Source organism: Enterobacter hormaechei subsp. xiangfangensis, from assembly GCF_001729785.1.
Classification (GTDB): domain Bacteria; phylum Pseudomonadota; class Gammaproteobacteria; order Enterobacterales; family Enterobacteriaceae; genus Enterobacter; species Enterobacter hormaechei_C.
Map to the genome: position 1 here is coordinate 2,125,829 of NZ_CP017183.1, position 13,367 is coordinate 2,139,195.

The following is a 13,367-nucleotide window of genomic DNA, read 5'->3' on the forward strand; positions in this document are numbered from 1 at the left end:
CGCTGATTTTACGATCATTATACTTGTATGGTAGTAGTGTAGTTGCGTAAATTTCCTGCATCACAACGAGCGATGTAAGGAAATGGATTATGAAGATTGTCGGGGCTGAAGTATTTGTCACCTGCCCGGGGCGTAACTTTGTCACCCTTAAAATTACGACCGATGAAGGCATTGTCGGCCTGGGTGATGCCACGCTGAACGGACGCGAACTTTCCGTTGCCTCTTACCTGAAAGATCACCTGTGCCCTCAGCTGATTGGCCGCGATGCGCACCGCATCGAAGATATCTGGCAGTTCTTCTATAAAGGCGCTTACTGGCGTCGTGGTCCGGTAACCATGTCAGCGATTTCTGCCGTGGATATGGCGCTATGGGACATTAAGGCGAAAGCCGCGAACATGCCGCTCTATCAGCTTCTGGGCGGGGCTTCCCGGGAAGGAGTGATGGTTTATTGTCACACCACCGGGCACACCATTGACGACGTGCTGGAAGATTATGCCCGTCATAAAGAGATGGGCTTCAAGGCAATTCGCGTGCAGTGCGGCGTGCCGGGAATGAAAACCACCTACGGCATGGCCAAAGGCAAAGGGCTGGCGTATGAACCTGCGACCAAGGGCGCTTGGCCGGAAGAGCAGCTGTGGTCCACCGAGAAATACCTCGACTTCACGCCCAAACTGTTCGACGCAGTGCGCAGCCAGTTCGGTTTCAGTGAACATCTCCTTCACGACATGCACCACCGTCTGACGCCCATCGAAGCGGCGCGGTTCGGCAAAAGTATTGAAGATTACCGCCTGTTCTGGATGGAAGATCCGACTCCCGCTGAAAACCAGGAGTGTTTCCGCCTGATCCGCCAGCACACCGTCACGCCAATTGCGGTGGGGGAAGTGTTCAACAGCATCTGGGACTGCAAGCAGCTGATTGAAGAGCAGCTCATTGACTATATCCGCGCCACCATAACCCATGCGGGCGGCATCACCGGGATGCGTCGCATTGCGGACTTTGCCTCACTCTACCAGGTGCGTACCGGCTCACACGGCCCGTCGGATCTGTCGCCGATTTGCCACGCCGCGGCGCTGCATTTTGACCTGTGGGTACCGAACTTTGGTGTGCAGGAGTATATGGGTTATTCAGAGCAGATGCTGGAAGTGTTCCCGCACAGCTGGCGCTTCGATAACGGCTATATGCACCCGGGCGACAAGCCAGGGCTGGGCATTGAGTTTGATGAGAAGCTGGCAGCGAAATACCCGTACGATCCGGCTTATCTGCCGGTGGCCCGTCTGGAAGACGGCACTCTCTGGAACTGGTAAACGAGGAGCGAATGATGAAAAGCGTAGTGATCCAACAGCCGAATGCGCTGGAGATTGAGGAGCGTCCTCTCCCGTTGCCGGGGGCAGGCGACGTCCGCGTCAAAATTAAGCTCGCCGGTATCTGCGGTTCAGACAGCCATATCTATCGCGGGCATAACCCGTTTGCAAAATATCCGCGGGTAATCGGTCACGAATTCTTTGGCGAAATAGACGCGGTTGGCGAAGGCGTGGAGGGCACCCGACTCGGCCAGCGCGTTTCGGTGGATCCGGTGATCAGCTGCGGGCACTGTTACCCCTGTTCCGTCGGAAAACCGAACGTTTGCACCTCGCTGGTGGTGCTGGGCGTCCATCGCGACGGTGGTTTCAGCGAATACGCCGTCGTGCCGGCGAAAAATGCCTGGCACATTCCGGATGCGATCCCTGACAAACACGCGGTGATGGTTGAGCCATTCACCATTGCCGCCAACGTGACGGGGCAGGCGAAACCCACCGAACAGGACGTGGCGCTGATCTACGGCGCAGGCCCGATGGGGCTGGTCACCGTGCAGGCGCTGAAGGGCGTTTACAAGGTGAAGCAGGTCATCGTGGTAGACCGCATTGATGAGCGGCTGGAGATGGCGCAACGCAGCGGCGCAGACTGGGTCTTCAACAACGGCGAGCAGTCGTTACAGACTGCGCTGGATGAAAAAGGCATCAAGCCGACATTAATCATCGATGCTGCCTGTCATCCGTCCATTTTGCAGGAAGCGATTACGCTGGCGTCTCCGGCGGCGCGCATCGTGCTGATGGGATTTTCCAGCGACCCGAGCCAGATCGTGCAGCAGGGGATCACCGGCAAAGAGCTGTCGATCTTCTCTTCGCGCCTGAATGCCAACAAATTCCCGGTGGTCATTGACTGGCTGGAAAAAGGGCTGATCGACCCTGAAAAACTGGTCACCCATACATTTGACTATCACCACGTTACAGACGCCATCGAACTGTTTGAAAAAGACCAGCGGCAGTGCTGCAAAGTCTTGCTCACGTTCGACCAATAATAATTCACGCGGTTAAGAGCCTGCGAAGACAGGCTCTAAGTGGTACGCATCTTACCTTTCAGAGATAGCCATTATGACTCAAGCACAACCTCAAAGAAGTACGTCAGATTTGGTGAAAGCCGCCGTATCTGGCTGGCTGGGCACCGCCCTGGAATTTATGGATTTCCAGCTCTACTCCCTTGGCGCCGCGCTGGTGTTTCATGAAATTTTCTTCCCTGAGCAATCGGCGGCCATGGCGCTGATCCTGGCGATGGGCACCTACGGCGCAGGCTACATCGCGCGTATCGTCGGGGCATTTATCTTCGGCAGAATGGGCGACAGAATTGGCCGTAAAAAAGTGCTGTTTATCACCATCACCATGATGGGGATCTGTACCACCTTAATCGGCGTGCTGCCGACCTACGCGCAGATCGGGATTTTCGCACCGGTGCTGCTGGTGACGCTGCGTATTATTCAGGGGCTTGGCGCGGGGGCAGAAATCTCCGGTGCGGGCACCATGCTGGCGGAGTACGCGCCGAAGGGTAAACGCGGCATCATCTCCTCGCTGGTGGCCATGGGCACCAACTGCGGAACGCTGAGCGCCACGGCGATCTGGGCCGTGATGTTCTTTGCCCTCGATCGTGAAGAACTTATTGCCTGGGGCTGGCGCGTGCCATTCCTCGCCAGCGTGGTGGTGATGATCTTCGCCATCTGGCTGCGTATGAACCTTAAAGAGAGCCCGGTGTTTGAGAAGGTTAACGACGCCGAAACCGTTGCGCCAGCGGCGGCGCAGGATACCTCATTAGGCGCGATGTTTAAGAGCAAATCGTTCTGGCTGGCGACGGGGCTGCGCTTTGGCCAGGCCGGTAACTCTGGGCTTATCCAGACCTTCCTTGCCGGGTATCTGGTGCAGACGCTGTTATTTGATAAGGCGATCCCAACCGATGCGCTGATGATCAGTTCGATTCTCGGCTTCCTCACCATTCCGCTGCTGGGCTGGCTGTCCGATAAAGTGGGGCGCCGTCTGCCGTATATCATCCTTAACATTTCAGCCATTATTCTGGCTTACCCGATGCTGTCGATTATTGTTGATAAGAGTTACGCGCCGGGCGTGATTATGCTCTCTATCATCGTTATTCATAACTTTGCGGTCCTCGGGCTGTTTGCGCTGGAAAACATCACCATGGCAGAGATGTTTGGTTCGCGGAACCGCTTTACCCGCATGGCAATCTCGAAAGAGGCGGGAGGGCTGGTGGCCGTAGGCTTTGGTCCGGTGCTGGCGGGGATCTTCTGCAATATGACCGGGTCCTGGTGGCCAATTGTGGCGATGCTGGTGGCGTACTCGCTGATTGGGCTGGTCTCCGCTTTGCTGATGCCGGAAGTGCGCGACCGCGATCTGAGTGAAGCCGAAGATGCAGCCGAAGCGCCGCATAAAGAAGCGGTAGCCTACGGCGCGCTCTCTTCACGCCGCTAGTGGTTTACATCTTGTGTTACCTGTCACACAACTTTTTACTGATGTCACACCACATGGCGAAAAGTTAATGTAAATCAAGATCTGAAAACGACGTATCAGTATGGTTAATGGCAGCGTTTTTTGACTCCGACTGCCATTCTAGTTGGTGTAGTCAGCAGGCGCTGCCGCTCTGAAAAGGAAGCGGCAGCGGATCACAGCGTTCATTAATTAACGAGTCTCAATCATGGAAAACCAGTTATTACAGGCGAAGGCAACGCGTCCTCAGTACGATCGCGACAGCCTCAAGGCACGCATTGTTCATTTAGGGTTTGGCGCGTTCCACCGCGCGCACCAGGCGGTGTACACCGATATACTCGCCGCAGAACAGGGCAGCGACTGGGGTTACTGCGAAGTTAACCTGATTGGCGGCGAACAGCAGGTCGCCGATCTGAAGGCACAGGATAACCTTTATACCGTGGCAGAGATGTCTGCCGATGCGTGGACAGCGCGCGTGGTCGGCGTCGTCAAAAACGCGCTGCATGCGCAGGTCGACGGGCTGGAAACCGTGTTGGCGGCGCTGTGCGAGCCACAGGTCGCCATTGTTTCCCTGACCATCACCGAGAAAGGGTATTGCCATTCCCCGGCAACAGGACAACTGATGTTCGATCATCCGTTAATCGTTGCCGACCTGCAAAACCTCCATCAGCCGAAATCTGCGCCGGGCGTCGTGGTTGAAGCGTTGGCGCGGCGTAAGGCGGCGGGGCTGCCAGCATTCAGCGTGATGTCATGCGATAACATGCCGGAGAACGGCCACGTGATGCGCAATGTCACCTGCGCCTACGCGCGCGCTGTTGACGGCGAACTGGCCGACTGGATTGAAGCGAACGTCACCTTCCCGTCAACCATGGTGGACCGTATTGTGCCCGCCGTCACGGCTGACACGCTGGATAAAATCGAACAGCTGACCGGCGTACGCGATCCGGCAGGTGTCGCCTGCGAGCCGTTCCGCCAGTGGGTGGTGGAAGATAATTTCGTCGCCGGACGTCCAAAGTGGGAAAAGGCCGGTGCGGAACTGGTTTCTGATGTCATTCCGTTTGAAGAGATGAAGCTGCGAATGCTTAACGGCAGCCACTCGTTCCTGGCCTATCTCGGCTACCTTGCCGGTTATCAGCACATTAACGACTGCATGGAAGATGAACATTATCGCGTAGCCGCGCATGCGCTGATGCTGAAAGAGCAGGCGCCGACTCTGAAAGTAAAGGGGGTGGATTTAGCTCACTATGCTGACCTGTTGATCGCGCGCTACAGCAATCCGGCCCTGCGTCACCGCACCTGGCAAATCGCCATGGACGGTAGCCAGAAATTGCCGCAGCGGATGCTCGATTCCGTGCGCTGGCACCTGGTCCACCAGAAACCCTTCCCGCTGCTGGCCCTCGGTGTGGCGGGCTGGATGCGTTATGTCGGCGGTGTGGATGAGCAGGGTAACCCGATTGAGGTGAGTGACCCGCAGCTGGCGGTGATTCAGGCGGCGGTAAACGGTAGCGCTGAAGGCGAAAGCCGCGTTAATGCGCTGTTGGGCATTGAGGCTATTTTCGGTAACGAGCTGCCGAAGGACGCGGTGTTTGTGGCGTCGGTCATGCATGCTTATCAGACGTTGCTGCAAAAAGGCGCGAAGGCCACGGTTGCTGAGTACGCCACCCGGCTTTAACGCTATGACATGCCGCCGTCCGCGGCGGCATGTCGGGGCGCAGCTTAGTGCATCCCCAGGCGAATCAGCTCAATCGGTTCGAACTTACCTTCGCATCCTTCCACTTCAACCGTTTTACCACGACGCACCTGCTCGGCATTAAGGCCGTCGCTGTGGATCGCTTTAATCACGCCGAACTGACCTGTGCCGCTAATCATGACGCGGCTGCCAGTGGTGATTGCATTTCGGTTACGGTCGTATGTCATCATGGTATTTTCTCCTCTCATACTTATCCGCTACGGCGCTAATTCGACGGCTGCCGTTCACGGGGCACTATTAATACGCCTCTCTTTAACGAAATTATTTGCTTTTGATCAAGCTCACACTTTTTTCTTATTTCATGCAGGCGTTGACGGTTAAGGACACCACTTTACAAAGCGGACAGTTATTTTCCTTAATTGATAGTTTCCGGATGCAAGTGTTTAGGCTTTGTTTATATCCACAATGTCATTCTGGAGACAGAAAATAACCCTTCATCGGAAAAGGAGTCAGGCTTATGTATAAGAAAATTTTGATGCCTGTTGACGTGTTTGAAATGGATTTGAGCGATAAAGCGGTACGCCATGCGGTCAACCTCGCGAAGGCGGAAGGCGCGACGATCACCCTGGTCAACATTCTCCCTAACAGCAGCCGTTCGTTACTGCGGGGGTTCAATGCCGATATTAAGAAGTTCGAAGAGTATATGACCGCCGAGTCTGATAAGAAGATGAAGGCGCTGAAACGGCTCTTTGATATGTCCCCGGAAAATATTGATTGTGAAGTTCGCTTCGGCAACGTACGCGATGAAATCATCAAGCTCAGCAAAGAGGGGAAATATGACGTTATTGTTATTGGATCAAGAAACCCGAGCATGACAACCCATCTGCTGGGTTCAAATGCTGAAACTATCCTGCGCTACGCCACTATTCCAGTATTAGTGGTCCGCTAATTACTTCGCCGCAACCGAAAGGGGGCGGCGAGGTTTTATTCTTCGCTGAACCACTCGCGGTTTTCCTGACGAATTAACTGAACTGACTCACTAATTTCCTGAAGGTGAAGCGTCATCGCTTTATCTACGGCTTCCACGTCGCGTTTTTCCAGCGCGCTGAAAATATCATGATGCTGGCGCAGCAACATCTCTGGCGGAGAAACATGGTCGAGGCTCATGTAGCGCACGCGGTCGATGGTCGCTTTGATGTTTTCAACGGTATCCCACGCGAGCTGGCACTCGGCGATCTGCGCCAGTTTTTGGTGAAACTCGTCGTCCAGCTGGAAAAAGTCGTTTAACTGTTTGCGGTCGATGGCGATTCGTTGCTGATGCAGGTTTTGCTCCAGCAGGTAGCACTGGTTATCGTTGATGAGCGACGCGGCGCGACGCACCACGGCGCACTCGATGGCCTGGCGAACAAAACAGCCATTCCGTACCTGCGAAAGCGAAATTTTATTTACATAGCTGCCGCGCTGTGGGCGGATCTGAATAAGTCCGTTTTCTGCGAGTTTAATAAACGCCTCGCGCACGGGCTGACGGGAAACGTCAAAACGTACCGAAACCTCTTTTTCTGAGAGTGGCGTTCCCGGTGGGATCAGGCAGCGAACAATATCACGGCGTAAGATGCGATATATTTGCTGATTAACGGGCTGGGTAGGATTAAGTTGCGATTCAGCGGCCATGGGTTGTGATTTCTCAGAGAGTTAACCTGAACATACTACCATTCTTTTCCCTGCCATCACATACCCGGCCCGCAGGCCGGGAAGGGTGAATTACCCGCGATGCACGCTGAGTCCGGCATAGGTCTGGCTGACGGGCATCATCTCAACCGTGTTGATGTTGACATGCTTCGGCAAATTCGCGACCCACCAGACGGTTTCGGTGATATCTTCCGGCGTCAGCGCATTCGCGTTTTCATAGGTTTTATCCGCTTTCGCGTCATCGCCTTTGAAACGCACGTTGGAGAATTCGGTTCCGCCTACCAGACCCGGCTCAACATCGGTCACGCGGATCGCAGTTCCGTGCAGGTCGGTGCGCAGGTTCAGACTGAACTGGCGGACAAAGGCTTTGGTCGCGCCATAGACGTTGCCGCCCGCGTAAGGCCAGCTTCCGGCGGTGGAACCGATGTTAATGATATGACCACGGTTACGTTCAACCATGCCCGGCAGCACGGCGCGGGTCATGTACACCAGGCCTTTGTTGTTGGTGTCGATCATGTTCTCCCAGTCTTCCACGCTGGCTTTGTGGGCAGGCTCCATACCCAGCGCCAGGCCAGCGTTATTGACCAGCACGTCAATTTCACGCCATTCGGCAGGCAGGTTGGCAATCATCTCTTCAATGGCGGCGCGGTTGCGGACGTCCAGCTGTGCGGTCAGAATGCTGTCACCCAGCTCGTCTTTTAGCTCCTGCAAACGCTCCTGACGACGCCCCGTTGCAATCACTTTGTGTCCGTTGGCGACGAAGCGACGCGTGATGCTTTCACCAAAACCCGCTGTCGCCCCGGTAACTAAAATAATCATCTCACTGTTCCTCAACGCTTTTTGTGTTGTACTAACATAGCACGCTCTCCGGCACGTCGTTAAGGCAACATTTGTATGACGCCATTGCAGGCTGGCGCAGGCTGGCCTACTCTGGGGAGAAATACCGTGCACAGGAGTAAACGATGTCGGTCAACAATCCTTTTTTTGAAATTAGCCTGTTGCCTTATCAGGCGCCACGTTTTGATGCGATCAACGACAGCCATTATCGCCCGGCGTTTGATGAAGCAATGCGCCTGAAGCGTGCAGACATTGACGCGATTATCGCGCAGCGCGCCGCGCCGGACTTCGATAACACCGTGCTGGCGCTGGAAAAGAGCGGGGCCATGCTGTCGCGCGTCAGCAGCGTGTTCTTCGCCATGACGTCCGCACACACCAACGATTATCTTCAGGCACTGGACGAGCAGTTCTCCACCGAACTGGCCGGGCTGGCGAACGATATCTGGCTAAACGATACGCTTTTCGCCCGCGTGGAAGCCGTCTGGCAGGATCGCGAGGCGCTGGATGCCGAATCCCGCCGACTGACGGAGGAGACGTATCAGCACTTTGTTCTTGCGGGCGCGCGTCTGAACGCCGATGAAAAAGCCGAGCTGAAATCTCTGAATACCGAAGCCGCCACCCTGACCAGCCAGTTCAACCAGCGCCTGCTCGCGGCGAATAAGGCGGGAGGGCTGGTGGTGGACGATGTTCGCCAGCTTGACGGGCTCAGTGCGGAGGAGATGGCTGCCGCGGCTCACGCTGCCGCAGAAAAAGGGCTGAAGGAGCGCTGGCTGATCCCGCTTTTGAATACCACGCAACAGCCCGCGCTGGCGGCGCTGGCGTTGCGCGAGACCCGTAAAAAGTTGTTCAGCGCGGGCTGGGAACGCACTCAGAAAGGCGACGAAAACGATACGCGCGAGTTGATCCGTCGGCTTACCGCGTTACGGGCAAGACAGGCGCAGCTGCTCGGCTTTGACAACTATGCGAGCTGGAGCATTGCCGATCAAATGGCGAAAACGCCGGAAGCCGCGCTCGAATTCATGCGCGGAATAGTGCCTGCGGCGCGCGGCAGGGCTGCGCTGGAGCAGGCGGATATTCAGAAAGTCATCGACGACGAGCAGGGCGGTTTTACGGTGCAGGCCTGGGACTGGGCGTTTTATGCCGAACGCGTGCGCTCAGCGAAATACGCGCTGGATGAGTCGCAGATCAAACCCTATTTCGCGCTCAATACCGTGCTTGAAGATGGCGTATTCTGGACCGCCACGCAGCTGTTCGGTATTCGTTTTGTCGAGCGTTTCGATATTCCGGTTTATCACCCGGATGTTCGCGTGTGGGAGATTTTCGACCACACGGGTGAAGGCATGGCGCTGTTCTATGGCGACTTTTTCGCGCGTGATTCCAAAGCGGGCGGTGCGTGGATGGGGAATTTTGTTGAGCAGTCTTACGAGTTTGCTGCGCGTCCGGTGATTTATAACGTCTGCAACTATCAAAAACCGGCGAACGGGCAAACCGCGCTGATCTCCTGGGATGATGTGATTACCCTGTTCCACGAGTTTGGCCATACCCTGCATGGTCTGTTTGCCAGCCAGCGCTATGCCACGCTTTCAGGCACCAACACGCCGCGTGATTTCGTTGAATTTCCGTCGCAGATCAATGAACACTGGGCCAGCCATCCGCAGGTGTTTGCGCACTTTGCTCGTCATTATCAAACCGGCGAACCGATGCCGGATGCGCTGCGGGAAAAAATGCTCAATGCGACCCAGTTTAACAAGGGTTATGACATGACGGAGCTATTGAGCGCCGCGCTGCTGGATATGAACTGGCACGGCATTCAGGAGCCCATTGAAGACGTGGAAGCCTTTGAAGCCGCCGCGTTGAAAAAAGAGGGGTTGGATCTTCCAGCCGTACCGCCGCGCTATCGCAGCAGCTATTTCGCCCATATCTTCGGCGGCGGGTACGCGGCGGGGTATTACGCTTACCTGTGGACGCAAATGCTGGCGGACGATGGCTATCAGTGGTTTGTCGAGCAGGGTGGTTTGACCCGCGAAAACGGACAGACATTCCGCGAGGCGATTTTGTCCCGCGGCAACAGCACTGATCTAGCTGAACTTTACCGGAACTGGCGCGGGCACGATCCGAAGATCGAACCGATGCTGGAGAATCGCGGATTGAGTGCGTAAGGCTTTTTTAGTGTTTAAACAGAACCGGGCGCGAGGCCCGGTTTTTTGTACGCTTTGGTCCGCTTTGTGTCTGAAAGGTACATTGAGACAGGTATAATTACGGGCCATTAGTCGCTGCGATAAAAGAGGGTTACTGAAATAGCATCGCCAGTAACACCAGGAACAGCAGCATGACATAGATTCGTGCGTGCCAAATATCAGGTACAGCAGGTATAACCCGACGGCTAAAAACTATTCCTGCCCAGCCTGTTAGTACCAACATACCTAAAATTTTCAGGTTGATAAAACCGAGAAATCCATTCACAGGAATAGTTTGCCAGCCCATAACTGCATACGTCACGGCACCACATAGCGCGACGGGCAGGGAAAGCGGATTAGAAGCACTAATGCATTCACGCATCGCATAACCATGGCGCCGTAACAGGGGTACCGTCATTACGCTTCCGCCCACGCCAAGCAATGCGGCTATCATACCAATGGTCACTCCGCCGCCTGTTACTACAGGAAGTGACAAGCGACGCAGAGAACTTCCTCCGAGAAAACCCTTACGCAACAAACAATCGCTGATTGTTGCCAGCATGTAGAAAATGAACAGCGCGCGAACAACACTCTCACTAAATATTCCTGCCAGACAGGAACCCATGATAGCCCCAATGGCTATAAACCATAGTAACGGGAATAACATTTGCGATGAAAGCTCGCAAGCTCGCCAGTTTCGATAGGTGACCCAGCCCGCGTTAAATATCATCACCGATGTAGAGGTAGCAACCGCGATATGCATGGCGTTTAGTGCCAGTTCGGTCTGCCGTAGCATTAGTTGATAAACGAATGGTACTACGACAAAGCCGCCGCCAAAGCCAAAAAGCACGGTGGTAATACCGGTAGTAAAGCCTGCCAGCGCAATGATTGCGATATCATTCAAAATCATACCCTCGACCTGAAAATGATTTCGCAGCTTATACCGGTAGCGTCCTGCTTCCCATTCGCGCCGCGCTCAATTACCTTTGTAAATCGGTCATAAGGAGACGGGTGTGCGCAACGTAAAGATTGAAGAGGTCGAGCAGCTAGATCGTGAAGTGGTAGCGATAGGCAATGACTATGTGCAGGGATTTATGCTGCCACAGCACAAACATCGCCGCGCGCAGCTGCTATATGGCGCGACCGGATTAATGCATGTCATAACCCAGGATGGAGAGTGGATTGTTCCTCCACAACATGCTGTTTGGATCCCACCCGAAACTATGCACGCCGTCAAATTTGTTGGCGTGACTACTCGCAGTCTGTATATAGAACCAGATTTCGTGAATGCCTTCTTAAAATATCCTCGTTGTGAAGTTATTAGCGTATCGCCATTATTACGTCAGCTATTGCTTGAGTCAGTGGATTTACCGCCACTGTATGAAAGCACGCGTGACCGTGCACTGATAAATCTGATGATATTGGAGCTGGCGGCTATGCCGGTTCGCGAATTCGATATTCCGCTGCCGCGACATCCGGCCCTACTGGCTCTTTGTCAGGCGTTTTTACTCAATCCCTCAATCCATGATCCAGCAGAGCGCTGGGCAAATGCGCTGTTCATGAGCGACAGCACCTTTCGTCGCCATTTCCTTAAGCAAATGGGCATGTCATTTTCTGTCTGGCGCCAACGAGCATGCGTGGTTAGCGCGCTGGCATTGTTGATAACGGGAAAACCCGTAAATGAAGTAGCCTTGACTCTTGGATACGATAATGCATCATCCTTCGCAACGATGTTCCGCCGTGTCACAGGACAGCCACCTTCGTATTATCACCCGGCATTATTCAAAAAGTTCCACGGGACAGGGCACCGATCATAGCGTCAGCTATGTACCAGCTAAAGAGGCTGCCACGTCAAATTCTTTAATTCATGAGAAGGGTTAAGGTGTTAAAATCGTAGGCGTTTTGGATCTTAATACTATTAAATAATGATAAATAAAATACTGGTCAGTGCCTGCCTGATGGGCCTTAAAGTCCGTTATAACGGGAAAGAGAAAGCGCAGATGACTCATCAACTTGCTCGCTGGCAACAGGAGCAGCGCCTGGTGATCCACTGCCCTGAGTTGGCTGCGGGGCTACCTGTTCCGAGACCACCCGCTGAGATTATGTCTGCTGAGGGTAAAGACGTAATGCGTGGACAAGCCAGAATAATTGAAAACACCGGAACAGATGTTACCGGGCATTATCAACTTGCAGCCTGGCTGGCTCTGCGAGCAGCACAAGAAGCAGGATGTACTGCTGCTTTGTTAACTGATGGTAGTCCAACGTGCGGAACTCAGTTTATCTACAACGGTTCTTTCAGTAATCAGCGTAAATCGGGTATGGGAGTGGCAGCGTCATTACTCTCCGAGCATGGTATTGCGGTATTTTCAGAAACTCAGTTTGCGGAGCTTATGAACTGGATTGAAGAAAGGGAATGAACGATTCTCAAGGATTAACGCCGAGCGGCATTGCTTCCTGGTCATAATGGGTATGCAGCTCATTTTTCTATTTTATGAGCCACCTCGATTAACTCCGCCCCCTGATTCTTCACGTTCCCCACGGCGCGAGTTACAGCATGCCAAATAAACTCGTCGGCGGGTACTGTACCGTCGGCAATGATCTCTTCCGCTTTTTTCCCGCCAACATCCTGTCGCATCCATTCTCTTGCTGCTTCTGGCGACAGAACCAGCGGCCGTCGATCGTGTATATCAATGAGGCCTTTATCCGCAGCAGAGGTCACTATGAGAAATCCCTCGGCTTCATCGCCGCGCTCAAACGGCGTACTGCCGATCGCCGCCATGAATATCGGCTGCCCGTCGGCCCGATGAATAAAATACGGCTGTTTCTTGTCGCCTTCCTTTTTCCATTCGAACCACCCATCGGCAAAGCAGATCGCCCGGCCATGCTGCCAAAGAGGTTTAAACATTCTGCTGGTGGCTGCGGTTTCTACACGCGCGTTAATCAGTGGTGCTTTGTCCCACCATCCAGGCGCGTAGCCCCAGAATACCGGATCGAGGTGCAGTTGTTCGTCACGTTCGCTTAACAGCAGCACTTTGGTACCGGGCGCAACGTTGTAGCGGCCAATGGGTTCAGGGTCATATGCGATATCGCGTTCGCCTTCGTCGGCCAGGTAAGCCAGATATTCTTCACGGGTTTGGGCTTGTGCAAAACGTCCACACATAGAAACCT

At 54.3% G+C, this 13,367-nt stretch carries 13 protein-coding genes; 8 read left to right on the forward strand and 5 right to left on the reverse strand.

Going from position 1 to position 13,367, the window contains the following annotated elements:
* Positions 1-89: 89 nt before the first annotated feature.
* The 4 genes from manD to BFV63_RS10285 all read left to right on the forward strand — a co-directional run bounded on the left by manD (position 90) and on the right by BFV63_RS10285 (position 5,478).
* Positions 90-1,304, forward strand: coding sequence for a D-mannonate dehydratase ManD (gene manD, locus BFV63_RS10270; RefSeq protein WP_023314071.1), 1,215 nt, complete (start codon positions 90-92; stop codon positions 1,302-1,304).
* A 14-nt stretch (positions 1,305-1,318) separates the two neighbouring features.
* Positions 1,319-2,338 (forward strand): Zn-dependent oxidoreductase, encoded by a 1,020-nt coding sequence (locus tag BFV63_RS10275; protein WP_003857408.1) that lies wholly within the window; start codon positions 1,319-1,321, stop codon positions 2,336-2,338.
* Between the two features lie 73 nt (positions 2,339-2,411).
* Positions 2,412-3,791 carry an MFS transporter gene (locus BFV63_RS10280; RefSeq protein WP_023314073.1) on the forward strand — a complete coding sequence of 460 codons (1,380 nt, stop codon included), beginning with the start codon at positions 2,412-2,414 and terminating at the stop codon, positions 3,789-3,791.
* Between the two features lie 223 nt (positions 3,792-4,014).
* Complete coding sequence (locus BFV63_RS10285) at positions 4,015-5,478, forward strand: mannitol dehydrogenase family protein (RefSeq protein WP_048240877.1); 1,464 nt, start codon at positions 4,015-4,017, stop codon at positions 5,476-5,478.
* 44 nt (positions 5,479-5,522) lie between these two features.
* On the opposite strand, the gene ydfZ is transcribed toward BFV63_RS10285, so the two are convergent.
* Positions 5,523-5,726 (reverse strand): putative selenium delivery protein YdfZ, encoded by a 204-nt coding sequence (gene ydfZ / locus BFV63_RS10290; RefSeq protein WP_003857405.1) that lies wholly within the window; start codon positions 5,724-5,726, stop codon positions 5,523-5,525.
* A 287-nt stretch (positions 5,727-6,013) separates the two neighbouring features.
* Between ydfZ and BFV63_RS10295 the strand changes: the two genes are divergently transcribed.
* Positions 6,014-6,445, forward strand: a complete 432-nt coding sequence (locus BFV63_RS10295; RefSeq protein ID WP_003857404.1) for a universal stress protein — start codon at positions 6,014-6,016, stop codon at positions 6,443-6,445.
* A gap of 35 nt (positions 6,446-6,480) precedes the next feature.
* Here BFV63_RS10295 and BFV63_RS10300 read toward each other — a convergent pair whose 3' ends face one another.
* Both BFV63_RS10300 and ydfG read right to left on the reverse strand, forming a co-directional pair.
* A complete protein-coding gene (locus tag BFV63_RS10300) occupies positions 6,481-7,167 on the reverse strand; it encodes a GntR family transcriptional regulator (RefSeq protein ID WP_003857403.1) in 687 nt (228 codons plus the stop codon).
* Between the two features lie 90 nt (positions 7,168-7,257).
* A complete protein-coding gene (gene ydfG / locus BFV63_RS10305) occupies positions 7,258-8,004 on the reverse strand; it encodes a bifunctional NADP-dependent 3-hydroxy acid dehydrogenase/3-hydroxypropionate dehydrogenase YdfG (protein ID WP_015570609.1) in 747 nt (248 codons plus the stop codon).
* Positions 8,005-8,147: 143 nt separating this feature from the next.
* Here ydfG and dcp point away from each other — a divergent pair, with 143 nt between their 5' ends.
* Entirely contained in the window at positions 8,148-10,181 is a 2,034-nt protein-coding gene (dcp, locus tag BFV63_RS10310; protein ID WP_045346318.1) for a peptidyl-dipeptidase Dcp, read from the forward strand.
* Between the two features lie 130 nt (positions 10,182-10,311).
* On the opposite strand, the gene BFV63_RS10315 is transcribed toward dcp, so the two are convergent.
* Positions 10,312-11,103, reverse strand: coding sequence for a sulfite exporter TauE/SafE family protein (locus BFV63_RS10315; protein WP_048241854.1), 792 nt, complete (start codon positions 11,101-11,103; stop codon positions 10,312-10,314).
* A 109-nt stretch (positions 11,104-11,212) separates the two neighbouring features.
* On the opposite strand from BFV63_RS10315, the gene BFV63_RS10320 reads away from it, so the two are divergent.
* Both BFV63_RS10320 and BFV63_RS10325 read left to right on the forward strand, forming a co-directional pair.
* Complete coding sequence (locus BFV63_RS10320; protein ID WP_039268873.1) at positions 11,213-12,016, forward strand: AraC family transcriptional regulator; 804 nt, start codon at positions 11,213-11,215, stop codon at positions 12,014-12,016.
* 108 nt (positions 12,017-12,124) lie between these two features.
* On the forward strand, positions 12,125-12,616 hold the full coding sequence (locus tag BFV63_RS10325) for a 2-thiouracil desulfurase family protein (protein WP_048240875.1): 492 nt from the start codon (positions 12,125-12,127) through the stop codon (positions 12,614-12,616).
* Positions 12,617-12,675: 59 nt separating this feature from the next.
* On the opposite strand, the gene BFV63_RS10330 is transcribed toward BFV63_RS10325, so the two are convergent.
* Complete coding sequence (locus tag BFV63_RS10330) at positions 12,676-13,359, reverse strand: SOS response-associated peptidase (RefSeq protein ID WP_069597524.1); 684 nt, start codon at positions 13,357-13,359, stop codon at positions 12,676-12,678.
* Between the last annotated feature and the right edge of the window lie 8 nt (positions 13,360-13,367).

Excerpts from the sequence above, each read along its gene's own strand:
- BFV63_RS10330 (WP_069597524.1), bottom strand. The coding sequence starts at position 13,359 with ATGTGTGGACGTTTTGCACAAGCCCAAACCCGTGAAGAATATCTGGCT.
- BFV63_RS10285 (WP_048240877.1), top strand. The coding sequence starts at position 4,015 with ATGGAAAACCAGTTATTACAGGCGAAGGCAACGCGTCCTCAGTACGAT.
- ydfG (WP_015570609.1), bottom strand. The coding sequence starts at position 8,004 with ATGATTATTTTAGTTACCGGGGCGACAGCGGGTTTTGGTGAAAGCATC.
- BFV63_RS10325 (WP_048240875.1), top strand. The coding sequence starts at position 12,125 with ATGATAAATAAAATACTGGTCAGTGCCTGCCTGATGGGCCTTAAAGTC.
- dcp (WP_045346318.1), top strand. The coding sequence starts at position 8,148 with ATGTCGGTCAACAATCCTTTTTTTGAAATTAGCCTGTTGCCTTATCAG.
- BFV63_RS10280 (WP_023314073.1), top strand. The coding sequence starts at position 2,412 with ATGACTCAAGCACAACCTCAAAGAAGTACGTCAGATTTGGTGAAAGCC.
- BFV63_RS10295 (WP_003857404.1), top strand. The coding sequence starts at position 6,014 with ATGTATAAGAAAATTTTGATGCCTGTTGACGTGTTTGAAATGGATTTG.
- BFV63_RS10275 (WP_003857408.1), top strand. The coding sequence starts at position 1,319 with ATGAAAAGCGTAGTGATCCAACAGCCGAATGCGCTGGAGATTGAGGAG.
- BFV63_RS10300 (WP_003857403.1), bottom strand. The coding sequence starts at position 7,167 with ATGGCCGCTGAATCGCAACTTAATCCTACCCAGCCCGTTAATCAGCAA.
- ydfZ (WP_003857405.1), bottom strand. The coding sequence starts at position 5,726 with ATGATGACATACGACCGTAACCGAAATGCAATCACCACTGGCAGCCGC.
- manD (WP_023314071.1), top strand. The coding sequence starts at position 90 with ATGAAGATTGTCGGGGCTGAAGTATTTGTCACCTGCCCGGGGCGTAAC.